Here is a 24,520-nt window from a genome sequence, read left to right on the forward strand (position 1 = left end):
CCTATGGAGGCGACCTCTAACGGTTATGGCCCTCGCGTATAGTGCCCCGAGGGATGGCGCGGAGAGGATCATAAAATGGACATAATGCCGCGAAAGGCGGCGGCCGAGACCGTGGGCGGCGGCCGGCGACTCGGGCGCTCTCCCTGGGCCGTAGCGCAGATCCTGGTCGTACTCGCCATGGTGACGATCGGCGTGAAATCGTTCTTCGACATATTCGGAGAAAAGGTCGCCGCCGACACCGTGGACGCCGGAATGGTGGCGACCGTAATTGGTTCCCTCTTCATGGCCGGCGCCTTTGTCGCACTCGTGGTGGCCGCGCGGCGGATTCCGAGGAATCTGCTGCCATCGATCATCGCGCTGCTGGTCCTCGGCCTGTTCTCCCTCGTCGGTCTGCTCGCCATGTCCGCTCGGAACGACTTCATCCGGATCTTCGCCACGGCCGACGTCGCCGCGCTCTTCGGTCCGGACGTCGCACCTCGGAGCGGGATCATCACGCAGGCCGCCCAACTCGTCGTCGGCTTCGCGCCGATCGTGTTGGTGGCGGTCATGTTCAGCAAGCCGGACTGGTTCTCCCTCGATCTGATGCGCTGGGTCCTGCTGCTCGTGGTGCTCGGGGCCGTCGTGCACTCCGTGATCGCCTGGCTGCAGGTTGTCGGCGTCGTTCCGTACACCTACTTCTTCAATCTGATGAGCGGCAAGGTCGGGCGCGCGTCCGGCGGTTACTTCCATCCGGCGTCGCTGGGGCGACTCCTGATCTTCGCGGTGTTCATCCTCTACGCCGCCGGGGACCGGCTACGGCTCAAGCCGCTGGTCCGCTACGCCGCGGTCGCGCTCCTGGCCGCCACCGCGGTCGTCAGCACCCACCGGATCACCATCCTGTGCGTGGCGTTCGTGATCGTGGCGTTCGAGCTGCGCAGACTCCCGGAGATCATGCGGCAGATCTTCGACCTGCCGTTCCGCGTCGCGGTCTGGGGCGCCGGCGCCATCGTCGTCGCGGTGATCCTGGCGGCGATCCGGTGGGGCTCCTATCTGGTCGACCGAGCGGTCTTTCTCGCCACCCAGATCGGCTCGCTCAACCCCACCAACGACCAGTTCCTGCACGGTCGCGGGCAGATCTGGTTCCGGGTGGCGGACGTGTGGCAGGACGCGCCGGTCGACGTCTGGCTCATCGGTCTGGCCTACGAGCCGTGGAACACGCACGCCGACCCGTTGCGGGTCTTCGTGGTCTGGGGCCTGCTCGGGCTCGTTCTCATGACGTTGATCTTCATTAACGTCTGGCGGGTGACGAAGCGCGCGATCGCGGTCGAGGCGCGCTGGATGCTGACGGTCCTGTACGTCCTGGTGATCGTCTCCGCTCTCACGCAGAAGCCGACCTCCTACTCGTACTTCATGTGGATGTTCTTCCTCTCGCTCATTCTGCTGGTCCGGTACTTCCCCCTCGCGAGTGCGCCGGCCGGCGTGCCAACGGATGCTGGTGGTGATGACAAATGAGCTCCCCCCTCTTCATTTCGTGGAAGCGTTATCAACGTCGTTCGGACGTGCTCGCCGAGGCGTTGGGTGCCGAGGTGGCATGGCGACCGTCCAAGGCGACGCCGAAGTTTCTGCGGCCATTCGACTATTTGACGCACACGTCGAACGACCTGAAACTGCTCCGCTCGCTCCGGCCACCGTTCGTGGTCGCGCAGGCACAGCCGCACCTGTCCGCGCTGGCGCCCTATCTCGGTCGGGTCCCCTATATCGTCGATGCGCACAACGGGCAGTTCCAGTCGTGGTGGCGCAAGGTTCCCAGCACCGCGTCGATCCTTCGTAAGGCGCAGTTGGTCCTGACCCACACCCAAGAGGCGGACGCCATCGCCCAGGCGACGTTCCCAGGGCTGCGTACGCTCGTCGTGCACGACCCGCTACGGGAGATCCCGCCGGCGGCGCCGCGCGGCTGGGTGTTCGTGGTGGCCACCGTCGCACCGGACGAGCCGATGGACGTCCTCATCGACGCGATCGAGGCCATGCCGGACGTCAACTTCGCGACCACCGCACCCCTGCACCGGCTGCCCCCGCCGCTGCGGGAGCGCGCCGAGCGGCTGCGCAACTTCACCACGTTGGGCTTCCTCGACCTCCCCGACTACGAGGCGGCCGTCGCCGCCGCACGCGCGGTCGTCGTGCTGACCGACCGGGACGCCACGCAGCCCAGTGGCGCGTGCGAGGCGCTGAGCGCGGGTCGGCCGCTGGTCCTGTCCCGTACCCGTACCACCGAGGCCCTGTTCGGAAACTTCGCCACGCTCGTCGCCAACGAGCGCGACTCCCTGGTCGCCGGAGTCCGGACGGCCATCGAGGAGGACCCCACGGCGGCCGGGCGGATCGCGGCAGCGCGCCAGGCGTGGATGAGCCGGACGGCTACCGAACTGGAGACCCTGCGAGCGCACGTGCCGGCCGGAGCAGCGCGACGATGACCGGGGTCGAGGTGCGGGACGGTACGGCGCCGGTCGCCCGACCGGGGGGCGGCATGGGCCGCCGCCTTCGTCAACTGGGCATGCTGGGGGTCAGCCAGGCCGGCGTCACCGTCATCGCGTTCGTCACCCAGGTGCTGCTCGCCCGTAGTCTGCCCAAGGCCGACTTCGGTGCCTTCATGTCGGTCATCTCGCTGGTCACGCTGGCCGCGCCGCTCGCCATCTTCGGTATCGCCGAGTTCTGGCTCCAGCGGTTCGGCCGGGAGGGCCCACGGGCGTTCCGGTGGGTACGGCCGTCCATCGTGCTGGTCGCCGTCACGTCCGCCCTGCTGATCATCGCGCTCGTCGGCTGGGGTCTGCTCGACCGGGACGACCCGGGCACCGGCAACCTGCGGATCGGGCTCGCCCCGGTCATCCTGTCCCTGGTCGCCATGGCGCTGTCCGGGTCGGCCCTGCAACTGCGGGGCGCGTACGGGCAGCTCTCGGCGCTGCAACTCGCGCCGCAGGTGGGCCGACTCCTGGTGGCGGTGCTGACCGGGTTCCTCGGGCTGTCGGCGCTCATGGTGGCGCTGGGCTACGCCCTGGTGGCCGCCGTCACGGTGGGCATGAGCGTCGTGGTGCTCGCCCCGTTCTGGTACGGGCGGGCGACGCTGGAGGGCCACGCACCGGTGCTCCGGCGCGCGACCCGGCAACCCCGGGCCCGCCACCTCGTCGCCGGCACCTGGTTGTTCCTGCTCGGCAGCCTCTTCTATCAGCTCGGCATGCAGCTGGGCATCGTCACCTCCGCCGAGTTCCTGAGCGCGGAGGCCGCCGCCGTGCTGGCCGTACCCATGACGCTGTTGACCGCGATCTATCTCCTGCCGCGCATCGTCTACCAGCAGTACTTCCTGGCGAAGTTGCACCGGTGGTCCCGCTCCAACCGCAACGCGGTCCTCATGGCGTACCGCGCCGGCACGGTGGGGATGATCGGGCTCGGGTTGCTGATCGGGGCCGTGGTCGCTCTCGCCGGCCGCTTCGCGATCCCGCTGATCTTCGGTGCCGAGTACCGGCCGTCCGTACCGGTGATGGCCATCCTCGCGCTGGCGATCCCCCTGCGCTTCGGCTCGGCCAGCGTCGAGTCGCTGCTGATGAGCGGTGGTCTGGTGCGGCAGAAGGTGCGGTATCAGGGGCTGGGCTCGCTCGCCTACCTGGCGGCGCTGGCCACCGCGATCCCACTGTTCGGCGTGGCCGGCGCCGCGTGGGCGACGGTGTTGTCCGAGGCGATCCTGCTCGCCCTGTTCTGGACGCGGGCCAAGCGCGATGTCGTGGCGGGCGCCGAACTGCCCACCTGGGCCGAGATCCGACGTACGGTCACCCGGAGCTGAGCCCGCGCTTCCCCGGGGTGCGGCACCACGAGGCACCCGGTACAACGGTGCTGCCGCCCGCCGCCTGACCCGCGGCGGACGGCAGCCTAGCGGAGGTCAGCCCAGCGGGCCGACCTCCCGTTCGATGGCGGCGCGCAGCTCGGGGCCGGCCAGCACCGCGCGGGCCGCCTCCAGCACCGGGGCGAGGAACACGTCCGGGCCCGGCTCGCCGGCCGGCCCGCTCAGCGCGGCGACCGCCGCCCGACCCGCCGGCGACGGCTCCAACGGAGCGCGCAACTGCAGCCCGCGTACGCCGGCCAGCAGCTCCACCGCGAGCAGGCTGGTCAGGTTGTCCAGCACCGTCCGCAGCTTCTTGGCCGCGGCCCAGCCCATCGAGACGTGGTCCTCCTGCATACCGCTGGTGGGCAGCGAGTCCACCGAGGCCGGGGCGGCCAGCCGCCGGTTCTCCGCGACGATCCCGGCAGCCGTGTACTGGGCGATCATCAGCCCGGAGTTGACCCCGGCGTCGGGGGAGAGAAACGCGGGCAGCTCCCGGGACCGGGTGACGTCCAGCAGTCGGTCCACCCGCCGCTCGGCGATCGCGCCCACCTCGGCGGCGGCGATGGCCAGGAAGTCCGCGGCGAAGCCGAGCGGCGCGCCGTGGAAGTTACCGGTCGACTCGACCCGGCCGTCCGGCAGCACCACCGGGTTGTCCACCACGGACACCAGCTCCCGGCCCGCGACCGTGCGGACGAAGTCCAGGGTGTCCCGGGCCGCGCCGGCCACCTGCGGCGCGCAGCGCATCGAGTACGCGTCCTGCACGGCGTGCGCCAGGTCGTCGCGGTGTGAATCCATCACCCGGGAGTCCTGCAGCAGTCGGTGGATGTTCGCCGCCGACGCCGCCTGGCCGGGGTGCGGCCGGATCGCGTGCAGCTCGGGAAGGAACGGCCGCTCCGAGCCGAGCATCGCCTCGATGGCCAGCGCGGCGGTCACGTCGGCCATCGCGAACAGGTGCGCCGCGTCGTGGATGGCCAGCAGCAGCATGCCGAGCATGCCGTCGGTGCCGTTGATCAGTGCCAGCCCCTCCTTGGCGGCCAGCTCGATCGGCTTGAGCCCGGCGGCGTGCAGCACGTCGGCCGCGTCCTGCCGCTCGCCGGTCGGGCCGAGCACCCAGCCCTCGCCGAGCAGCACCAGCGCGCAGTGCGCCAGCGGCGCCAGGTCGCCGGACGCACCGAGCGAGCCGTGCTCCGGCACCCACGGGGTGATGTCGTGGTTGAGCAGGTCGACCAGGGCCTCGGCGACCAGCGGACGGACCCCGGAGCGGCCCAGCGCGAGGGAACGGACCCGCAGCAGCATCATCGCCCGGACCACCTCGCGTGGCATCGGGGCGCCGACCCCGGCGGCGTGCGAGCGGATCAGCGCGTGCTGAAGCTCGGCCCGCCGCTCCGGGGCGACGAAGGTGTTCGCCAGCGCCCCGAAGCCGGTCGAGACGCCGTACACGGGTCGCCCGGCGGCCTCGATGCCGTCCACGATCGCGCGGCTGGTCGCCATCGCGTCCCGGGTGGCCGGGTCGAGGACCACGGTGGCGGTTCCGCGGGCCACCGCGAGCACGTCGTCGGCGGAGATTCCGGTGGGCTGGATGGTCACGGTCGTCATTGCGGCACTCCGTTGAGCAGAACCTGGCGGATCAGTGGGACACCGGGCCGGTAGGCCAGGTGCAGGAAGGAGGGCGCGTCCAGGACGACCAGGTCGGCCCGGGCGCCGGGGGTGAGCACCCCGATGTCGTCGCGGCGCAGCGCCCGCGCGCCACCGGCGGTCGCCGCCCACAACGCCTCCGCCGGGGTCATCCGCATCTCGCGGACCGCGAGGGCGATGCAGAACGGCATCGACGAGGTGTACGACGAACCCGGGTTGCAGTCGGTCGCCAGCGCCACGGTGACCCCGGCGTCGAGCAGCCGCCGGGCGTCCGGGTACGGCGAGCGGGTGGAGAACTCCGCGCCGGGCAGCAGGGTGGCGACGGTGGTCGTCTCCGACCCCGACAGCCAGTCCATCCTGGTCGAGGCCAGCGCGTCGACGTCGGCGTCGCTCAGGTGGGTGCAGTGGTCGACGCTGGCCGCGCCCAGCTCCACCCCGAGCTGGACACCCGGGCCGGGGCCGAGCTGGTTGGCGTGCACCCGTACGCCCAGCCCGGCGGCCTGCCCGCAGGCCAGGATCGCCCGCGCGTGGTCGACGTCGAACGCGCCCCGCTCACAGAACACGTCGATCCACTTCGCGTACGGCGCGGCGGCGGCCAGCATCGGCCCGCAGACCAGCCCGACGTAGTCGTCGGGGCGGTCGGCGTACTCGGCGGGCACCACGTGCGCGCCGAGGAAGGTGGTCTCGGTGCTGGTCTCGGCGGCGATCCGCAGCGAGCGGGCCTCGTCGGCGACGGTCAGCCCGTACCCACTCTTGATCTCCATGGTCGTGGTGCCCTGCCGCAGCGCCTCCCCGCGCAGCCGGCGCACGGTGGTCCGGAGCTCGTCGTCGGTGGCGGCGCGGGTCGCGCCGACGGTGGTCCGGATGCCGCCGCCGGTGTACGGCTGACCGGCCATCCGGGCGGCGAACTCGGCGGCCCGGTCACCGGCGAAGACCAGGTGTGCGTGACTGTCCACGAAACCGGGCAGCACGGCCGCCCCACCGGCGTCGACCCGTCGGTCGGCGGCCGGCGCGTACGCCGCCGGCCCGACCCAGGCCACCCGGCCCTCCTCGACCAGCACGGCCGCGTCCCGGCGGATGCCCAGCGGGCCCTCGGCGACGCCGTTGGTGACCAGCTCGCCGATGTTGTCGACCAGCAGACTGCTCATGCGGGGGTCACCGCCTCGATCGAGGCCGACAGTTCGGCCGGCACGTCCACGCTCAGGTGCCGGCCCTGCGCCACCACCACCCGGCCGTCCACCAGCACCTGGTCCACGTCCGCCGCACCGGCCGCGAAGAACGCGCCCACCGGAGGCACCCCGGCGGTGCGGGCGCTGTCCAGTCGTACCGTCACCAGGTCGGCGCGGGCGCCGACGGCGATCCGGCCGGCGTCGGCCCAGCCCAGCGCGGCGTGCCCGGTGGCGGTCGCGGCGGTCAGCAACTCGACCGGGGCGAAGAGGCCACGTCGCCGGGTACGCAGCCGTTCGTCCAGCTCCATGGCCCGGGCCTCCTCGAAGAGGTCGATCACCGCGTGACTGTCGCTGCCCAGACTCAGCCGGATCCCCGCGTCGGCCATCCGCCGGGCCGGACCGATCCCGTCGGCGAGGTCCCGCTCGGTGGTCGGGCAGAGGCACACCCCGGTCCGGCTGTCGGCGAGCAGTGTCAGATCGCCGCTGGTCGGATGGGTGGCGTGCACGGCGGTGGTGTCCGGCCCGAGCACGCCGTGCTCGGCGAGCAGCGCGCTCGGCGTACGGCCGTGCACGGCCCGGCACTCGTCGTTCTCGGCGGGCTGTTCGGAGAGGTGCACGTGCAGCGGTGCCCGTCGCTCCCGCGCCCAGTCGGCCACCGTGCCGAGTTGGTCAGCGGGGACGGCACGCACCGAGTGCACCGCGGCACCGACCCGGGCGTGCACGTCGGTCGGCTGGAACGCCGTTGCCCGCTCGGCCCACCGGGTGGCGTCGCCGTCGCCGAAGCGCCGCTGCGGCCCGGCCAGCGCCCGGCCGTCCACTCCGGCGGTGAGGTAGCAGGTGTCCAGCAGGGTGAGCCGGATTCCGGCGTGCGCGGCGGCCTCGACCAGCGCCGCGCTCATCGCGTTCGGGTCGTCGTACGCGCCGCCGTCGGGGCGGTGGTGCAGGTAGTGGAACTCGCCGACGCAGGTGATCCCCGCGAGGGCCATCTCGGCGTAGACCGCCCGGGCCAGCGCGAGGTAGGTGTCCGGGTCGAGGCGGGCCGCGACGCCGTACATCCGGTCCCGCCAGCTCCAGAAGTCGCCCCGGCCGCCGTGGGTACGCCCCCGCAGGGCGCGGTGGAACGCGTGCGAGTGCACGTTGGCCAGCCCGGGCAGGGTCAGTCCGGGCAGCCGGGTGGCGTCGCCCAGCACCTCGACCCCGGCCGGCGGAGATCCGGCACCCACCAGCGGCGTGAGCGCGGTGATCCGGCCCTCGTCGACCTCGATGAGCACGTCGGGTGTGGGTTCGGCGTGCTCGGGCAGCCAGGCGTACTCGGCGAGCCAACGGGTCGGGGTCATCGGCATGTCAGCTCCTCCAGCACCCGGGCCAGCGCCCGTACCCCGGCGGCGCAGTCCGCGTCGGTGGCCGCCTCGGCGGGGGAGTGCGACACCCCGGTCGGGTTCCGCACGAAGAGCATCGCGGTGGGCAGGTGTGCGGCGAGCACGCCGGCGTCGTGTCCCGCGCCGGTGGGCAGCACCGGCGCATCGAGCAGCGTCGCGAGCCGGTCGGCCAGCCCGCCGTCGAAGGCGACCAGCGGGGTCGCGGACTCCTCGGTCACCGTCACCGCCGTACCGTCGCGGCGGGCCCGCTCGGCGACCTTGCCCTGCACCGCGTCGACCAGTCCGGCGAGCGTCTCCGGGTCGGCGGCCCGGGCGTCCAGCCAACCGGTCACCTTCGACGGAATGGCGTTGGTGGCGTTCGGCTCGACGGCGACCCGACCCACGGTGGCGTGCGCGCCGCGCAGCCGGGCCTCCTTGTTGGCCGCCAACACGGTGAACGCGTAGGTGAGCATCGGGTCGTGGCGGTCGGCCATCCGGGTCGTACCCGCGTGGTTGCCCTCGCCCACGACGTCGAAGCGCCACCGGCCGTGCGGCCAGATCGCGCTGGCCACCGCCACCGGGGCGGCCGTGTCGACCAGGGCGCGACCCTGCTCGACGTGCAGCTCCACGAACGCGCCGAACCGGCCCAGCAGGTCCGCGCGGACGCCCGCCGGCCGCTCACCGAGCGCCTCGGCGAAGCTCACCCCGGCCGCGTCGCGCAGCCCGGCCGCGCGCTCGACCGACAACGCGCCGGTGAGCAGCCGAGAACCCAGACACGGTACGCCGAAGCGCGCCCCCTCCTCCTCCACGAACGCGCCCAGCACCAGCGGCCGACGCGGGGTGACGCCGGCGGCCCGCAGCTCGTCCACGGCGAGGAACGCGCTGACGATGCCGAGCGGCCCGTCGTACGCCCCGCCGTGCGGCACCGAGTCGAAGTGGCTGCCGGTCAGCACCGCGTCACCGGCCAGCGGGTCACCCCAGTGGGCGAACAGGTTGCCGTTCCCGTCGTCGGTGACCGGCATGCCCCGTCGCTCGGCCTGCGACCGGAACCAAGCCCGTAGCTCCAACTCGGGATCGGTCAGCGCGTAGCGCAGGTAGCCGCCGCTGACGGCGTCCCGCCCGACCGGCGCGATCTCGTCCCACAGCGCCCGGAACCGGTAAGGAAGGGACCCTTCCTCTACAAAATCCGATAACAAGGGGCCCTTCCTTACTGCTCGGTCATGGGGACGCGGACGCCGGTGCGGTCGGCGACCTCGCGGGCGGAGTCGTAACCGGCGTCGACGTGCCGGATGACGCCCATCGCCGGGTCGTTGGTCAGCACCCGCTCGATCTTCTGCCCGGCCAGCGGGGTGCCGTCGGCGACGCAGACCTGCCCGGCGTGGATCGACCGACCGATGCCCACCCCGCCGCCGTGGTGGATGGACACCCAGGAGGCGCCACTGGCGGTGTTGACCAGCGCGTTGAGCAGCGGCCAGTCGGCGATGGCGTCGGAACCGTCGGCCATCCCCTCGGTCTCCCGGTATGGGCTGGCCACACTGCCGGTGTCCAGGTGGTCCCGACCGATGACCACCGGGGCGGAGAGCTCACCGGAGGCGACCATCTCGTTGAACCGTACGCCCGCCTTGTCCCGCTCGCCGTAGCCGAGCCAGCAGATCCGGGCCGGTAGGCCCTGGAAGGCGACCCGCTCGCCGGCCAGCCGGATCCACCGGGCCAGCGACTCGTTCTCCGGGAACAGATCCAGGATCGCCCGGTCGGTGGCGGCGATGTCGGCCGGGTCGCCGGAGAGCGCCGCCCACCGGAACGGGCCCTTGCCCTCGCAGAACAACGGCCGGATGTACGCCGGCACGAAGCCGGGGAAGTCGAACGCGCGCTGGTAGCCGCCGAGCTGCGCCTCGCCCCGGATCGAGTTGCCGTAGTCGAAGACCTCGGCGCCGGCGTCCAGGAAGCCGACCATCGCCTCGACGTGCTTCGCCATCGACGCCCGGGCCCGGTCGGTGAACTCGGCCGGCTTCGCCGTGGCGTACTCCCGGGCGTCGGCCAGCTCAACCCCCACCGGCAGGTACGCCAGCGGGTCGTGCGCGCTGGTCTGGTCGGTCACGATGTCGATCTCGACGCCACGGGTCAGCAGCTCGGGGAAGACCTCCGCCGCGTTGCCGACCACGCCGACGCTCAGCGCCCGGCGGTCCCGTTTCGCGGCCAGCACCCGCTCGATGGCGTCGTCCAGCGAGTCGGCCACCTCGTCCAGGTAGCGGTCGTGCACCCGGCGGTCGAGGCGGGTGCGGTCCACGTCCACGATCAGGCACACGCCGCCGTTCATGGTGACCGCGAGCGGTTGCGCGCCACCCATCCCGCCGCAGCCGGCGGTCAGCGTCAGCGTGCCCGCGAGGGTGTCATTGAACCGCTTAGCCGCCACCGCCGCGAACGTCTCGTAGGTGCCCTGCAGGATGCCCTGGGTGCCGATGTAGATCCAGGAACCGGCGGTCATCTGCCCGTACATGGTCAGGCCGAGCTGCTCCAGCCGACGGAACTCGGGCCAGGTGGCCCAGTCACCGACCAGGTTCGAGTTGGCCAGCAGCACCCGGGGTGCCCATTCGTGGGTACGCATGACACCGACCGGACGACCCGACTGCACCAGCATCGTCTCGTCCTCGCGCAGGTCGGTCAGCGTACGGACCAACGCGTGGTAGGACGGCCAGTCCCGCGCCGCCTTGCCGGTGCCGCCGTAGACCACCAGGTCGTCGGGGCGTTCGGCCACCTCGGGATCGAGGTTGTTCATCAGCATCCGCAGGGCGGCCTCCTGCGGCCACCCACGGGTGGTGAGCTTGCTGCCTCGTGCGGCTCGGACGGGCTGGGTCATCTCTGGTCTCCTCCGGTCAACCGAGGAACAACTGACGGCGGGCCGCGGAGGCTTCGAACGCCTCCAGTCGGCGCTGGGTGTCGGCCGGCGCGGCGTCGCAGATCGCCTGCAACAGCACCATGGCCAGGGTCATCGGGGCGGTGTGCAGGTCGAAGACGAGTTGGGCGCCGACCGCCGCGGGCAGCACCACGTCGGCGTACTCGGTGGCCGGGCTGACCGGCGAGTCGGTGATCGCCACCACGGTCAACCCGGCGGCGCGTGCCTCGCGCAGCGCGTTCAGGGTCTCCCGGGGATAGCGGGGCAGCACGAAGGCCAGCACCGCCGACGCGCCGGCCGCGGCGGCCTGCTCCAGTCGGTCGGCGAGAAGGCTGCCGCCGTCGTCGAGCACCCGTACGTCCGGGTGCACCTTGGCCGCGAAGTAGGCGAAGTACGCGGCCAGCGGCGCGGCGGCACGCAGGCCGAGCACCGGCAGCGGGCGGCTGGCGGCGAGCAGTCGGCCGGTCTCGGCGATCCGGTCCCGGTCGGCGAGCTGACCGGCCAGCCGGTCCAGGTTGCCCATCTCGGCGCGTACCGCCTGCTGGAGTTCGTTGCCGGCGTCCGTCGGCCCACCGGGCGCGGCGGTGGTCAGATCGCGCAGCCGGCGGCGCAGCGCGGGGTAGCCGTCATGGCCGAGCGCCACGGCGAAGCGGGTGACCGACGGTTGACTGACCCCGGCCAGTTCGGCCACCTCGGCCGCGGACAGGTACGCCACCGCCGGTGCGTGCTGCACCAGGCAGTGTGCGATGCGGCGCTGCGTCGGGGTGAGTCGTACCCCGTCGAACAGGTCGAGCACCTGCTCGACCGGCGCCCCGACACCTCCGTCATTCACGCCGTGACTCTATGCATGAAAACTTTCAGAGGGCAACCATCGCGACCGTCCGCCGTCATTTCGCGGACTGTGGATCAGCCGACCGGTGGGCGGCCGTACGAGCGCGCCCTCTGTAGGATCCGCACGGCGGTTGAACAGAGGAGCGCGCATGCAGTCGGTTGGCCCGTACCGGTTCACCCACATGTTGGGCACCTGCCCGGTGGGAAAGGCCTGGGCCGCCATCGACGAGCAGGGCCGGTTCGTGACCGTGGCCGTACTGGACGCGGTGGCCGCGAGCACGCCGGGCTGGCGGGAGGCCTTTGCGGGCACCGCCAACGCGATGTCGCAGCGGCCGGGCGGCCAGGCCTTCGCGTACGCCGACTTCTTCGCCACCGAGCCGTGGGCGGCCTACCCGGCGGAGGTCGGGGCGGGTGCCGAGAAGCTGTTCCGCGCGCTGGGGCAGGAGTACCAGGCGGTGCCGACCGAGAAGGACGGTTCCACCGATCCGGTCGCCGAGATACCGCGGCAGGTCTCCGGTCCGCCACATCCCGTTTCCGGTGTTCCGCAGCCCGTTTCCGGTCTGCCACACCCCGTTTCCGGTACGCCGCTGCCGGTCTCCGGTGCGCCGCTGCCGACGTCCGGCGCGCCGTTCGCGCCGTGGGCGCTGCACGCCGGCGGGCTGCCCACCGTGCCGCCCGCGCCGACCCCGCAACCCGTCGACGACGCACCCGAGTCGCCCGCGCCGGTATCTGCGGCTCCCGCGGATCCGCCCCCCTACGACCCGTTCAGCGGCCCCGTCCGGCGCATCAAGCCGTCCGACCCGCCGCCGCGGCGTACCGGACTCTGGGCCGGGTTGACCGCACTCGCGCTGGTGGCGGTCGCGAGCGGCGGTGTGGCCATCTGGGCGATGGCCAGCGATGACCAGCCCGATCCCTACGTTCCGCCGACGGGCACCGTCACGGCGTCCTCCACCGCCGCCCCGGTCGAGCCGGGGCTGAAGCCGTGGGCGCAGGCCGCCCTGTACAGCCCGGAGGAGAAGGCCCTCGCGGTCGCGGCGCCGTCGCTGGTCTTCATCGAGACGGTCTTCACCGGCTATGTCCGGGACGCTCGAACCAACGCCCTGGTGCACCCCGATCCCGTCTCGTTCATCCGTCGGTGCAGCGGGTTCGTGGTGACTCCGGATGGCCATGCCATCACCAACGGTTCCTGCGTCAAGCCCACCGAGTCGCATGCCCGGTGGCTTGCCGTCGACGCGTTGGCCAGGTTGCTCGTGCAGGACAAGAAGCTGCCTGCCGCGGAGATGCCCGGCTACATCACGGCCAACGTGGGCAAGGTGCGGTTCACCGGCGTCGAGCCGGCGACCGAGCCGATCAGCACGGTGCGTGGTCAGCTCAACAGTGCCAAGGGCAACCTGGAGCAGGAGCCGGCCATCAAGGCCGAGGTCGTCCGGAGTCTGCCGGAGGACAGCGGCAACACCGCGCTCATCAAGTTCGCCCGAGGCAACATGCCGGCGGCGGAACTCAACACGTCGGCCAGCCTCGTGGGGGAGACTCCGGTCCGCATCCTCGCCTTCGCGACCAGCGACGCCGTCTTCCGCAATGCCACCTACCGTCCCCAGTCCAAGCTGGTGACGATCACCGGAACGAGCCAGCGTGGGCCGGTCTCGATCTACCTCGTCAACGAGGACCTGGGCACGGTGTCACACGGGGGTATCGCCCTCGACGCCGCCGGCCGGGTCGCCGGTCTGATGTACCAGGACCAGGCGGCCCCGGATCGCGCCAACCGGGCGATCCTGCCGGCGTCCACGATCGGCACACTGCTCACCGAGGCCGGGGTCCCCAACACGCTCGGCGACGCCGACAAGCTCTACCGCAGTGGACTGGATGCGTACTTCGGCGGCAACTCGTCCGGCGCCATCACCCAGTTGGACAAGGTGGCCGCCGCGACGCCCGACAACCGGCTCGCGCAGGCCTACCGGCAGAACGCCGCCGAGCGACAGAGGTTGGAGAGCGCGTCGCGGGAGCAGTCGGGCACCCTCGTCATCGTGCTGGTCGCCTCCGCGGGCGTGCTGCTCGTCGCTCTGGTCATCCTGGCCGTGCTGCTCGTCCGCCGTCGCGAGCGGTGACGAGTGACGTGATCGGTGGCTGGTTGCGGGGCGGCTGCCATGGCCGACGGCCGGACAATTTCGCCGGATCGGACACATAGGAATATAAACGCCGTCGAATCGGCTCGGATGTCGCCCTCGTTCGTCATTCATGGGCAATCCGTCTTGTCGGAAAGATCAGATGTTCGGTTGAGCTGCATTCCACCGGATGGCGCTACCTGACCGGTCGGCTCCAGCAGGTCGGATCTGAGCCGGACCTGGGCCTTGACCAGGGAATTCCCTTGCTGTGTCAGCGATCTGCGGCCGATCCGCCGGCCGTTGGTAGGCGATGGTGCGGCGGAGCGGCCATCGCTATACTCCGTCTTGTTGCGCGATGGATCTTCATTGTCGTCGATCAAGGGAACGATCCTCCGACGCGTCGCTGAAACAGTCGCTGCGAATGGTGCTTTCACGGGGGTGGCGAAGGTATGGGCGTGTTGGATCGTTGTGTGATGTGGACCGAGGTCGGCGCGATGGGCGGCCTACGTGGTCCGGGCCGGCCGCGAAACGGCTTCCGTCCGTGACGGCCCACTCCGCGTTCTCGCCGCCCACCCTGCAGGGCTCCGCTGGTGGCACGCTCCCGGCTGAGCAGGGGCCTCAGCGGTCCGCGGCCGACCAGTCGCACGCTTCGTCCGTCGACGCCCCGACCGTTCCGCAGATGCGGGCGGTGGAGCGGGTGTCCCCGGCGATCTCGGTCTGCATCGCTGTCCGGGACCGGCCCGAACTCCTGGTGAAGTCCATCCGGAGTGTGCTCGCCGGCAGCTTCAGCGATTTCGAGATCGTGGTGGTGGACGACGGTTCGGCCGTACCCGTTCGGGACGGGCTCGCCGAGGTGGGCCTGCTGGCCGACCGTCGGATCCGTGTCGTCCGGCAGCAGCCCACGGGGATCAGCGCCGCCCGCAACGCGGCCCTGCGCGTGGCCCGCGGAACGGTCGTCACGGTGCTCGACTCGGACGACGAGTTGGCCCCCGACGGCCTGGCCCGGATCCACGCCTTCCTCGCCCAGACGGGTGCGCGCTGGGTCTACACCGACTACGAGGAGCTGGTCGGCGGCTCGGCCAGGACCATCCGGCTCCCCTCCTACCCCGACCCGCGTCGAATGCTCTGGTCCGTGCTGACCCGACCGCGGTTGCCCTTCAAGCATTCCGGCATGACCATCGATCGTGAGCTGCTGCTCCAGCTCGGCGGGTACGACGAGCAGATGTCGATCAAGGTGGATGTCGAGTTGGTGCTGCGAGCCCTCAGCAGTGGGGTGCACCTCCACCGACTCGATCAGCCGGTGGTCCGATTCCACCGCCACAGCGGCAGCATCAGTCGGCGGCGCCTCGCCGGCCTCGCCGCCTGGCGCAAGATGGTCAAGAAATACACCCGTCCACGTGTCCCAGGCCTCGCCCTGTGCATCGTGGCGGTTCGCGGCGTGAGTGAGATCGGCAAGTGGTTGGTCACCGTCGCCGGTCGGTGACCCGCCGTCGAGCCAACCGCAGCCGTACGGCGCCCGCGTCCACGAGCTGATCAGGCACAACAGGAGCGCCCGATTCGCCACTAGGCAGCACGCCTTTCTGGCCATAGGGTGCACGTCGCGATCTCCCGACGGGGGCGATGTGGGAAAGGAAGGTCGTGTCCGCGCACACTCAGTTCCTCACGGCTGTCACGCCACAACAGACACCGAGGTTCGACCCTGATCTCGGGGTGATCACACCCCCCTCCAACGGCATGGCCCGGTCCGTGTTCGCGCGTCCCGCACCGCGGGCCAACTGGCGCCGGCGCTACGTGGCCTGGCTGGTCCTGCTCGACGTGCTCGCGGGGCTGGCCGCCAGCCGAACGGTGGTGGCCCTGCTCGACGAGGCCGACGCCGGCTTCTGGGACCAGCGGGTGCTGGGCAACGTCAGCTCCTTCACCCTGGTGGCCAACATCGGCGTGCCACTGGGTTGGCTCATCCTGCTCGTCGCCGCCGGGGCGTACGACCGGCGCGCGCTCGGGCTGGGCACCGAGGAGCTCAAGCGGGTCGCTAGGGCCAGCCTGGCGATGGCCGCCACGGTCTCGTTCCTGGCGCTCGGCTTCAAGAAGGACCTGTCCCGGGCGACGGTCGCCGCCATCATCATCTGTCTCCTGCTCTACACGCTGGTGGCCCGGTTCGCCGCGCGTGTGGTGCTGCGCCGGGTCCGGCGTACCGGTCGGGCCTCGCAGAAGGTGCTGCTGGTCGGCCGACTCTCCGACGCGCTCGCGCTGCACGAGGTGGTGACCCGCAACCACGGGGCCGGCCTGTACCCGATCGCCATCCACCTGCCCCACCACCCCCGCCCGGGGGAGCCGGTGACCGCCCCGGTGCCGGTCTACGTGGGCTGGGATCTGGTGCCGCTGGTCCAGCAGCTCGGCGCGGACACCATCGCCGTCTGCGGCCCTGCCAGCCTCGAGTCGTACGAGCTGCGCAAGCTGGCCTGGCAGTTGGAGGGCACCGGCCTGAACCTGGTGGTGGTCCCGCAGGTCACCGACATCACCGGTCCGCGCATCCACGTCCGGCCGATCGACGGGCTGCCGCTGCTCAACGTGGACGAGCCGACCATCTCCGGCCTGTCGCTGCTGACCAAGAACGTGCTCGACCGGATCACCGCACTCATCGGGCTGGTGCTGCTGAGCCCGGTGCTGCTGGCGATCGCGGTGGCCATCAAGGCCAGCGGCCCGGGGCCGGTGATCTTCCGGCAGACCCGGATCGGCCATGAGGGTCGGGCGTTCAAGGTCTGGAAGTTCCGGACCATGTACATCGACGCCGAGGAGCGCCTCGCAGCCCTGCAGGACCGGAACGAGAGCGACGGTCTGCTGTTCAAGATGAAGGACGACCCGCGGGTCACCTCGATCGGCCGGCACCTGCGGGCGCTCTCCCTGGACGAGCTGCCCCAGCTGGTCAACGTGCTGCGCGGGCAGATGTCGCTGGTCGGCCCGCGTCCGCTGCCCACCGAGGACGACGACTACCGCGGTGACGTCCGTCGCCGGCTCCTGGTCCGGCCCGGCATCACCGGCCTCTGGCAGATCTCCGGCCGCTCCGATCTCACCTGGGACGACGCGGTCCGGCTGGACCTGCACTACGTCGACAACTGGTCGCTCATCTACGACCTCGCCATCCTGTGGAAGACGGCCAGCGTGGTGCTGGCCCGGCGCGGAGCGTACTGACCGACACGACGAGGGGCGGTGGCCTTGCGGCCACCGCCCCTCGCATCGTCTGCCGGCGTGTCCCGCCGGCTCAGGTCACTTCTTCTGGCCGAGGCTGACGATCTCGCTGACCGAGTCCTGGCGGACCGCCTCGTAGAACGTCTTGACCCGGGGCTTGTCGGCGAACACCACGCTCTCCGAGCCGACCCGGCCGGTCCCCTTGGTGGGGCTGGTCAGGAAGGTCATGTTCCCTCCGCGGACGCCGCGCATCTGGGTGGCCATGTCCAGCAGCGACAGCTCCTTGTCCACCGAGACCGAGTTCGACGTGGCCTTGAGGAAGTTGTTCAGCTTGCCGGGGTTGGTGAGCAGGCCACCGGAGGAGGCTTTGTCGATGATGGCCCGGATCACCTGCTGCTGGTGGCGGATTCGGGCGAAGTCGCCATCGGCGAACTGCTTGCGCTGGCGGGAGTAGTCGAGCGCCGCCTCGCCGTCCAGCTTCTGTACGCCCTGCTTGAACGTACGGAACGGCGGGTGGATCGAGGTGAAGCTCTTCTCCGAATTGACCTCGATACCGCCGAGCGCGTCGATGATCTCCTTGAAGCCGGCGAAGTCGATCAGGGCCACGTGATCCACCCGGACCCCGGTGAACGACTCCACCGTCTGCACCATGAGCGGCACACCACCCCAGGCGTACGCGGCGTTGACCTTGGCGTCCCGGCCGCCGTTGTTGCCGTCCTTCGACTTCGGCACGGACACCCAGGTGTCCCGGGGAATCGAGATCAGTTGGGCGCTCTTCCGGTCCTTCGGAAGGTGGGCCAGGATGATCGTGTCGGTACGCGAGCCGCTCGTGCGCTCGGGGTCTCGGGAGTCACTGCCCAGGATCATGATGTTCGTGGCGCCGGTGGTGACCGGCTGCGGGCGGGACTCCTCGGGCACGCCCTCGAAGGCGTCGACCCGCTCGATGTCCGACTCGACGGACCGCAGGTAGAGCCCGCCGGCCAGCGCGCCGCCAGCGCCGAGCAGCACCAGCACCAGCAGGCTGATCAGGGCGATTCGGCCCCACCGGCGGCGGCGCGGGCGCGGCGCGTTCGGCGGGGTTCCGTCAGTCGGCTCCGGCCCACCGGCGGCGCCGAAAGTCGGCTCCATTCCGGGATCCGCGGTTTGTTCACGACGTGGCATGGGCGCGATGCTACTGAACCCGATTCACGACTGGGTACCCTCGTCCAGCCAGCACCGTCCGCCCCGGGGCCCGAACCAGGCGACCGGAGGAAGTCATCCTCTTCCTCTGCCGGCGGGGCCGCAATGCTGGTAAGAACCTCCCGTGGACGCAACGAAGCTCCGACGCGCCATCGCCCGTACCCGCTTCGCGCCCGTCGCCGCCTTCCCCAAGCGGCTCGCGCGGGTAGCCCGGCACGACGCCAAGGTGCTGCGTACCTCGGCCCGCTGGCTGGTCAGCTCCCGCGAGCATCACAACTACACGTACGACCTCACCAAGCTCAGCCGCCACCACCTGGCCTGGTTCGTCAGCATCGTCTGCGACCTGCCGGTCAAGCAGGTCCGCGGCTACTTCGCCGAGATCGAGTCCGACGACGCGCTGCGGCAGCACATCGAGCAGGCCACCGCCGGCGCCGCCCGCCGTGGCCTCGCCGACAAGCAGGTCCGCTACGCCCGCCGCATCGGCTGGTACGCGATGGTCCGGGCCACCCACCCCGCGCACGTGGTGGAGACCGGCGTCGACAAGGGACTCGGCAGCTGTGTCCTGGCCGCCGCCCTGCTGCGCAACGCGCGGGAGGGCCACCCGGGTCGGGTCACCTCGCTCGACATCAACCCCGAGGCCGGCTACCTGGCCCGCACCGCACCCTGGTCCGAGGTGGTGGACCTGGTGATCGGCGACTCGATCGCCTCGATCGGCGCGCTGGACCGCCCGGTCGACCTGTTCCTGCACGACAGCGACCACAGCCGCGCCCACGAGAAGCGCGAATTCGACGCCGTGGAGTCGAAGCTGGCGCCCGGTGCGATATTGCTCACCGACAACGTCACCTCGACCAACGTGCTCGCCGAGCACGCCGAACGCACCGGAAGGCGGTTCCTCGCCTACCGGGAGAGCCCCGTCAACCACTGGTACCCCGGCGACGGAATCGGCGTGGCATGGTAGCCGGGTGCGGCTGACCTCGATCCACACGTACCCCGTCAAGGGTTGTCATCGGCTGGACCACGGCGAAGCGCTCGTGCAGCCGTGGGGCCTGGCCGGCGACCGGCGCTGGATGGTGGTGGACGCCGACGGCCTCGGCGTCACCCAGCGGGAGACCACTCGGCTGGTCGCGCTGCGCGCCACGATGACCGCCGGGGGCCTGTCGCTGCGCGCCGACGGGCAACCCGACCTCGACGTGCCCGAACCGACCGGCCGCGGCGAGCAGATCGCGGTACGCACCTTCCGCAACCGGACGGTCCCGGTCCCCGCCGTGCTCGCCGGCCCGGCGGCCGACGACTGGCTCGGCGCGCTGCTCGGGCGGCCGGTCCGGCTGGTCTGGCTGGCCCAGCCGACCCGGCACCTTGCCATCGGGGACCGCGAGTACGACACCGGCGACCAGGTCAGCTTCGCCGACGCCTACCCGCTGCTACTGGCGAACGCCGCCTCCCTCGACGCGCTCAACGGCTGGCTGGCCGACGCCGGGGAGGAACCGGTGCCGATGGCCCGGTTCCGGCCCAACCTGGTGATCGGCGGGGCGACGCCCTGGGCCGAAGACGAGTGGGTCGGCCGTCCGCTACGCATCGGCGACCGGCGGTTCCGCGCCGCCGGGCCGTGCGGCCGCTGCGTGGTGACCACGACCGACCAGGAGACCGGGGTACGCACGCAGGAACCGCTGCGGACGCTCGGTCGGCACCGCAACGTCCGGCAGAAGCTCCTCTTCGGACTGCACCTCGTCCCGATCGACGATGGGCCACTGGCGGTGGGCGCGCCGCTCACCATCGGATCCTGACCGAGCTGCCCGCTTCGGGAGCGCAACGGTCACCGTCCGTCGATGCTGTCTTAGCTTTGGCTTAGCCGGCTTGTCCCACCCCACACCGGTCCGGCAGCATCGCCCGCGTGACGGACGGAAGCGCTACCGGCGGCGTCGACATTGATCTCGACCTGGCCCAGGCTCCGCAAGACCGGCCGGCGCGCTCCTTCGGCCCGACGCCCTGGCTGGTCGCCACCGGCGTCACCGTCCTCGCGGCGGTGCTGGGGCTCACCCTCACGCTGCGCGCCGGCTCCGCCCCGGCCTGCGCCGCCGGCCGAACGCTCGCCGCCGCCCCGCCCACCGGCACCGCCCAACACACCGGCAAGGCGACCTTCTACGACTCGAACGGTGCCGGCGGCAACTGCTCGAACCCGGCCGCCCCGGCGAACCGGCTCTACGTCGCGCTCGGCCCCACCGAGTACGCCGCCGGTGCCGCCTGCGGCGGATTCCTCGACGTGACCGGCCCAAAGGGCACCGTCCGCGTCCTCATCATGGATCAGTGCCCGGAGTGCGCGCCCGGGCACCTCGACCTGTCCCGGGAGGCGTTCGCCCGGATCGCCGACCCGGTCCAGGGCCTCGTCCCGGTCACCTACCGCGCGGTGGTGAATCCGCCACTGCCCGGCCCGCTCACCTTCCGGATCAAGGAGGGCGCGTCGCAGTGGTGGTTCGCCGTACGGGTCGGCAACCACGGCAACCCGTTGCGCGCGGTCGAGGTCCGGCAGGGCAACTCGGGCACCTGGCGGTCGGCGGCCCGGCAGGACTACAACTACTGGCTGATCGCCTCCGGCGCCGGCCCAGGCCCGTACAGCCTGCGGATCAGCGACGTGTACGGGCACCGGGTCACCGTCACCGGCGTCCGGATGGCGCCCGGTCAGGTGCAGACCACCGCGGTCCGGATGTACGGCTCCGGCGGCGCTGCGGCCACCGTGCGTCCGTCCGCGTCGGCCCGACCGTCCACCACCCGACCCGGGAGTACACCGACACCGGTCCGCCGCCCGGCCGAGGTGGCGAAGGCGACCCCGCAGGCCACCGCGCTCGCCGCTCCGCCGGGCACCCGACCAGCCGGAGCGACGGCCCGCTGGTGCGCCGGCTGACCGGTCAGTCGGTGGACGCCAGGTCCAGCCACATCAGGATCTCGTCCCGGTCGTCACCGGGCCCCAACCGCAGCGCTCCCGGCAGCCGGCCGATCTCCCGGTACCCGAGTGACCGGTAGAACCGGTCCAGCCCCTGCCCGTCCCGGACGGTCACGTGCAGCGCCTCGCGGCCCATCTCCCGACCCAGGCGGGCGGCCTCGCGCATCAGCGCCGCCCCGTACCCGGCGCCCTGCGTGTCCGGGTGGACCATCACGCGCTTGAGGACACACCAGTGCGTCTTCAGCGCGAACCGGTTGTCACAGAAGATCAGCACCGCCACCAGACGGTCGCCGGCGTACCCGAGCAGCAGCCGGTCCGGTCCGTCGGCGATCCCGGCGAACGTCGGGTCGGCGATGGTGTGGACGTCGTCGGCGGTCACCGGGGGCACGAAACCGACCGCGCCGCCGGCGTTGGTGACGTCAACCCAGAGAGCGACGATGCGCTCGCGCAGCTCGGAGGTCAGGTCGGGGTCGAGGACGAAGCGCAGGCTCACGACGATCATCCTGACCCGCCGCGAGCCCGACCGACCAAAGGTGTGAGCCGACCGACAGCGTGCCTGCCGGCCGAGCAGTGCGGGAGAGGGGATTCGAACCCCCACATCCTTCCGGATACAGGTTCCTAAGACCTGCGCGGCTGCCGTTACGCCACTCCCGCGACACCGGAAAGTCTAGAGCGTCTGGCTTCGGCGGTGTTGAGCCCGGCCTCCTTGAGGATGGTCGAGATCGTACCGTGACTCACCTTGCGTGCCCCGTACGGCAGGTTGCGCAGAATCTCCGACAGTCGCTTGGGTCCAACGTCCGGATTCGCCAGCGCCTGCTCTAGCACCGTCTCGCGGTGTGCCCGCGAACGCCAACTGCGGTCGCGCCGTGGTGTCAAGACGCCGTCCTGCTCAAGCCTTCGCCGCACCTTGTGCAGGTATGCCGGGTGAAAACCCAGGTGCCGTGCCGCCTCCACGGCCGTCAGCTGCTGCGCGTCGACCCGACCGAACAGATCGACGAGGTCGTCCCGCGTCACCGGTCGGCGGCCGGGATCGGTTGTCCCGCTCGGACGTGCCGAGGCGGCAACCGTTGTGCGCACTGGGCTGGTGAGGTCACGAGCCCGGTTCCGCCGGCCGGCGTACGTCGCGGTCTGACTGTGGCAGTTTGGGCACAGGAGCCGCAGATTCGGTGGTCGGTTGTCGAGGAAGTCCCCGTTGATGTGGTCGACGTGCAGGACCAGTGGGGCGCCCCGCCACACCGGCCCGATGCCGCACTCCTCGCACTCCTGCGGGATGCCGAGCGTGCCGAGCGCCCATTTCAGCCGTGCGCCGGGGGTGCGGCGAAGGCCCTCCGGCGACCGCACCAACAGTTGGGCCGCCGTGGTGCGCCGTTCGCTCCGTCGCTCGGCCTGCCCGGTGAAGTGGGACGTGTCGACGCCGAATCGCTTGAGCTGGCGACTGATGTGCGCGTGTGAGCCACCGCTGATGCGGACGCCGAGCAGCCCCATCACCTCGGTGACGTTGCGCGCGGCGGCCGCTGCCTCCGCGAGCGCCTCGGGGGTGTACCTGTACCGGACCACTGACGCACGGTAGCGGCCCGGTACGACGGTTCAGTCCAGGCCGAGGTCGCGGCGGAGCTTTGCGACGTGCCCGGTGGCCTTGACGTTGTAGAGCGCCCGCTCGATCTTGCCGTCGGCGTCGATGACGAAGGTCGAGCGGATCACGCCGGTCACGGTCTTTCCGTACAGCTGCTTTTCGCCGTACGCGCCGTACGCGATCAGCACCGCCTTGTCCGTGTCCGACACCAGCGGGAAGGTGATCGCGTCGCGGTCCCGGAACTTCGCCAGCTTCTCGGGCTTGTCGGGGGAGATGCCGATCACCTCGTAGCCGGCGGCCTGGAGCGAGGCGAGCGAGTCGCGGAAGTCGCAGGCCTGCTTGGTGCAGCCGGGGGTCATCGCCGCGGGGTAGGCGTACAGGACGACCTTGCGGCCTCGCAGGTCGGCCAGGGAGAGCTGGTCACCGGTGTCGGTGGGCAGGGTGAACTCGGGTGCGGGGTCACCGGGGGAGAGGCGGTCGGGCGCGGTCATGGCCCGACACTACCGCCGGCCCGGCCGGTGCCGCCGCCGGTGACGCGCGGGTGCGGGGCGCGCGTCACCTGTTCGCAAAGTGATCAACACCTCGCGTTGTTGCCAGAGTCTGGCAACAACGAGGTATGGGAAATAGGCTGACCCCGCCGGCCCCGACGGGTCGGCGGACGCGTGGGAGGTCGCGTGGAAACCCTGGCGATGCACATCTCGAACGGGATCATCGATGGTCCCGTGGCGGCGCTGTTCGCGGCGCTCGCTCTCGCCGCGCTCACCGGCTGTGTCCTGCGCGGCCGGCGCGACCTGGACGACCGGCTGGCCCCGATGGCTGGCCTGGTGGCCGCGTTCATCTTCGCCGTCCAGATGCTCAACTTCCCGATCTTCACGGCCGGCGTCAGCGGTCACCTGCTCGGTGGCGCGCTCGCCGCGATGCTGGTCGGGCCGTGGGTTGGCGCGCTCTGCGTGGCCGTGGTGCTGGTCGTGCAGGCGCTGATCTTCGGTGACGGCGGCGTGGCGATGCTCGGCCTCAACATCACCAACATGGCGCTGCTCGGTACCGCCGCTGCGTACCTGTTGATCGCGCTGCTGTTGCGGGTGCTGCCTCGTACGCCGGCCGGCCTGGCCGTGACCGCGTTCGTGTCCGCGCTGGTCAGCGTCGTGGTGGCGTCCCAGGGCTTCATCCTGGAGTACTGGCTGGGCGGCACCACCGACCTGGGCGGCAACCTGGCCGGCCTGGCCGGCACGATGGCCGGCGTGCACCTGCTGATCGGCATCGGCGAGGGTCTGATCACCGCCACCACCGTGGTCACGGTCGCGAAGGTACGTCCTGATCTCGTCTACGCGTTGCGCGGGCTGCGGTCGACGTCCGCACCCGCCGTTCCGGTCGCTGGAGGTGTCCGATGAAGAACCGCTCCTGGGCCTTCCTGGCCGGTGGCCTGCTGGTCGCCCTGCTGCTGGCCGGCGTGGTCAGCAACTACGCCTCCGCCCACCCGGACGGGCTGGACTCCTCGCTGCGCAAGGGGTGCACCGTCGACGCCGAGGGAACCATCACCGGCGGTAGCTGCCCGGCCCAGCAGACCCGGGACCACGAGCTCGCCGACGGTCCGCTCGCCGACTACGGGGTGCGGGGCGTGCAGAACGGCTTCCTCTCCACCGGCCTCTCCGGGGTGCTCGGGGTGCTGATCACCTTCGCGATCGGCGCGGGCGGCTTCTGGCTGCTGCGTCGACGCGGCACGGCGTCGGCCATCGGGGACGGGGCCACGTCGGCCCAGAGCGCCACGGCGACGGCGCGCGCCGGCACCGCCGGCTGAGCGGGGGTACG

Annotated in this window: 22 protein-coding genes and 1 tRNA gene; 11 read left to right on the forward strand and 12 right to left on the reverse strand. The window is 71.4% G+C overall.

Features of this window, described 5'->3' with window-relative positions; all coding sequences use genetic code 11:
* Nucleotides 1-84 precede the first annotated feature (84 nt).
* Genes ACFQGL_RS15335 through ACFQGL_RS15345 form a run of 3 tightly spaced genes read left to right on the forward strand, consistent with a single transcriptional unit; the run spans nt 85 to nt 3,808 of the window.
* On the forward strand, nt 85-1,491 hold the full coding sequence (locus ACFQGL_RS15335) for a hypothetical protein (RefSeq protein WP_377511918.1): 1,407 nt from the start codon (nt 85-87) through the stop codon (nt 1,489-1,491).
* Complete coding sequence (locus tag ACFQGL_RS15340; protein WP_377511921.1) at nt 1,488-2,447, forward strand: hypothetical protein; 960 nt, start codon at nt 1,488-1,490, stop codon at nt 2,445-2,447. Before ACFQGL_RS15335 ends, ACFQGL_RS15340 begins: the two co-directional genes overlap by 4 nt.
* Nucleotides 2,444-3,808: a lipopolysaccharide biosynthesis protein gene (locus ACFQGL_RS15345; RefSeq protein WP_377511924.1), complete on the forward strand. Its 1,365-nt coding sequence runs from the start codon at nt 2,444-2,446 to the stop codon at nt 3,806-3,808. Before ACFQGL_RS15340 ends, ACFQGL_RS15345 begins: the two co-directional genes overlap by 4 nt.
* Before the next feature lie 96 nt (nt 3,809-3,904).
* Here ACFQGL_RS15345 and hutH read toward each other — a convergent pair whose 3' ends face one another.
* Genes hutH through ACFQGL_RS15375 form a run of 6 tightly spaced genes read right to left on the reverse strand, consistent with a single transcriptional unit; the run spans nt 3,905 to nt 11,734 of the window.
* Nucleotides 3,905-5,443, reverse strand: coding sequence for a histidine ammonia-lyase (gene hutH / locus ACFQGL_RS15350; RefSeq protein ID WP_377511927.1), 1,539 nt, complete (start codon nt 5,441-5,443; stop codon nt 3,905-3,907).
* A complete protein-coding gene (gene hutI / locus ACFQGL_RS15355; RefSeq protein WP_377511930.1) occupies nt 5,440-6,630 on the reverse strand; it encodes an imidazolonepropionase in 1,191 nt (396 codons plus the stop codon). Before hutI ends, hutH begins: the two co-directional genes overlap by 4 nt.
* Nucleotides 6,627-7,988 carry a formimidoylglutamate deiminase gene (locus ACFQGL_RS15360; protein WP_377512531.1) on the reverse strand — a complete coding sequence of 454 codons (1,362 nt, stop codon included), beginning with the start codon at nt 7,986-7,988 and terminating at the stop codon, nt 6,627-6,629. Before ACFQGL_RS15360 ends, hutI begins: the two co-directional genes overlap by 4 nt.
* On the reverse strand, nt 7,985-9,205 hold the full coding sequence (locus tag ACFQGL_RS15365) for an allantoate amidohydrolase (protein ID WP_377511933.1): 1,221 nt from the start codon (nt 9,203-9,205) through the stop codon (nt 7,985-7,987). Before ACFQGL_RS15365 ends, ACFQGL_RS15360 begins: the two co-directional genes overlap by 4 nt.
* An 11-nt stretch (nt 9,206-9,216) precedes the next feature.
* The gene (gene hutU / locus ACFQGL_RS15370; protein WP_377511936.1) at nt 9,217-10,866 is read right to left on the reverse strand and encodes a urocanate hydratase; all 1,650 of its coding nucleotides are present in this window, start codon (nt 10,864-10,866) and stop codon (nt 9,217-9,219) included.
* Between the two features lie 16 nt (nt 10,867-10,882).
* Entirely contained in the window at nt 10,883-11,734 is an 852-nt protein-coding gene (locus ACFQGL_RS15375; RefSeq protein ID WP_377511939.1) for a MurR/RpiR family transcriptional regulator, read from the reverse strand.
* A 148-nt stretch (nt 11,735-11,882) separates the two neighbouring features.
* On the opposite strand from ACFQGL_RS15375, the gene ACFQGL_RS15380 reads away from it, so the two are divergent.
* Entirely contained in the window at nt 11,883-13,838 is a 1,956-nt protein-coding gene (locus tag ACFQGL_RS15380; RefSeq protein ID WP_377511942.1) for a hypothetical protein, read from the forward strand.
* A gap of 128 nt (nt 13,839-13,966) precedes the next feature.
* Here ACFQGL_RS15380 and ACFQGL_RS15385 read toward each other — a convergent pair whose 3' ends face one another.
* A complete protein-coding gene (locus ACFQGL_RS15385) occupies nt 13,967-14,215 on the reverse strand; it encodes a hypothetical protein (protein WP_377511945.1) in 249 nt (82 codons plus the stop codon).
* Nucleotides 14,216-14,514: 299 nt separating this feature from the next.
* Between ACFQGL_RS15385 and ACFQGL_RS15390 the strand changes: the two genes are divergently transcribed.
* Both ACFQGL_RS15390 and ACFQGL_RS15395 read left to right on the forward strand, forming a co-directional pair.
* On the forward strand, nt 14,515-15,318 hold the full coding sequence (locus tag ACFQGL_RS15390) for a glycosyltransferase family 2 protein (protein WP_377511947.1): 804 nt from the start codon (nt 14,515-14,517) through the stop codon (nt 15,316-15,318).
* A 251-nt stretch (nt 15,319-15,569) separates the two neighbouring features.
* Nucleotides 15,570-17,024 (forward strand): sugar transferase, encoded by a 1,455-nt coding sequence (locus ACFQGL_RS15395; RefSeq protein WP_377512534.1) that lies wholly within the window; start codon nt 15,570-15,572, stop codon nt 17,022-17,024.
* A gap of 75 nt (nt 17,025-17,099) precedes the next feature.
* Here the strand turns inward: ACFQGL_RS15395 and ACFQGL_RS15400 are convergent, their stop codons facing one another.
* The gene (locus ACFQGL_RS15400) at nt 17,100-18,182 is read right to left on the reverse strand and encodes an LCP family protein (RefSeq protein WP_377511950.1); all 1,083 of its coding nucleotides are present in this window, start codon (nt 18,180-18,182) and stop codon (nt 17,100-17,102) included.
* A gap of 142 nt (nt 18,183-18,324) precedes the next feature.
* On the opposite strand from ACFQGL_RS15400, the gene ACFQGL_RS15405 reads away from it, so the two are divergent.
* From ACFQGL_RS15405 to ACFQGL_RS15415, 3 genes are all read left to right on the forward strand, one after another.
* Nucleotides 18,325-19,158 (forward strand): class I SAM-dependent methyltransferase, encoded by an 834-nt coding sequence (locus tag ACFQGL_RS15405; protein WP_377511953.1) that lies wholly within the window; start codon nt 18,325-18,327, stop codon nt 19,156-19,158.
* A gap of 4 nt (nt 19,159-19,162) precedes the next feature.
* Nucleotides 19,163-19,984 (forward strand): MOSC domain-containing protein, encoded by an 822-nt coding sequence (locus tag ACFQGL_RS15410; RefSeq protein WP_377511956.1) that lies wholly within the window; start codon nt 19,163-19,165, stop codon nt 19,982-19,984.
* A 107-nt stretch (nt 19,985-20,091) separates the two neighbouring features.
* Complete coding sequence (locus tag ACFQGL_RS15415) at nt 20,092-21,099, forward strand: expansin EXLX1 family cellulose-binding protein (RefSeq protein ID WP_377511959.1); 1,008 nt, start codon at nt 20,092-20,094, stop codon at nt 21,097-21,099.
* A gap of 4 nt (nt 21,100-21,103) precedes the next feature.
* Here the strand turns inward: ACFQGL_RS15415 and ACFQGL_RS15420 are convergent, their stop codons facing one another.
* The 4 genes from ACFQGL_RS15420 to bcp all read right to left on the reverse strand — a co-directional run bounded on the left by ACFQGL_RS15420 (nt 21,104) and on the right by bcp (nt 23,202).
* Nucleotides 21,104-21,631, reverse strand: a complete 528-nt coding sequence (locus tag ACFQGL_RS15420) for a GNAT family N-acetyltransferase (RefSeq protein WP_377511962.1) — start codon at nt 21,629-21,631, stop codon at nt 21,104-21,106.
* Nucleotides 21,632-21,709: 78 nt separating this feature from the next.
* Nucleotides 21,710-21,792: transfer RNA gene (locus ACFQGL_RS15425), tRNA-Leu, on the reverse strand.
* Nucleotides 21,778-22,695, reverse strand: coding sequence for an HNH endonuclease family protein (locus ACFQGL_RS15430; RefSeq protein WP_377511965.1), 918 nt, complete (start codon nt 22,693-22,695; stop codon nt 21,778-21,780). The genes ACFQGL_RS15425 and ACFQGL_RS15430 overlap by 15 nt, the downstream gene beginning before the upstream one ends.
* A 30-nt stretch (nt 22,696-22,725) precedes the next feature.
* Nucleotides 22,726-23,202 (reverse strand): thioredoxin-dependent thiol peroxidase, encoded by a 477-nt coding sequence (gene bcp, locus ACFQGL_RS15435; protein WP_377511968.1) that lies wholly within the window; start codon nt 23,200-23,202, stop codon nt 22,726-22,728.
* 183 nt (nt 23,203-23,385) lie between these two features.
* Here bcp and ACFQGL_RS15440 point away from each other — a divergent pair, with 183 nt between their 5' ends.
* Nucleotides 23,386-24,102 (forward strand): energy-coupling factor ABC transporter permease, encoded by a 717-nt coding sequence (locus tag ACFQGL_RS15440; RefSeq protein WP_377511971.1) that lies wholly within the window; start codon nt 23,386-23,388, stop codon nt 24,100-24,102.
* Nucleotides 24,099-24,509: a PDGLE domain-containing protein gene (locus ACFQGL_RS15445; RefSeq protein WP_377511974.1), complete on the forward strand. Its 411-nt coding sequence runs from the start codon at nt 24,099-24,101 to the stop codon at nt 24,507-24,509. The genes ACFQGL_RS15440 and ACFQGL_RS15445 overlap by 4 nt, the downstream gene beginning before the upstream one ends.
* The last annotated feature ends 11 nt before the right edge of the window (nt 24,510-24,520 follow it).

The sequence above is a fragment of the Micromonospora vulcania genome (genome assembly GCF_042658605.1).
In the GTDB taxonomy this organism is placed as follows: Bacteria; Actinomycetota; Actinomycetes; order Mycobacteriales; family Micromonosporaceae; genus Micromonospora; species Micromonospora vulcania.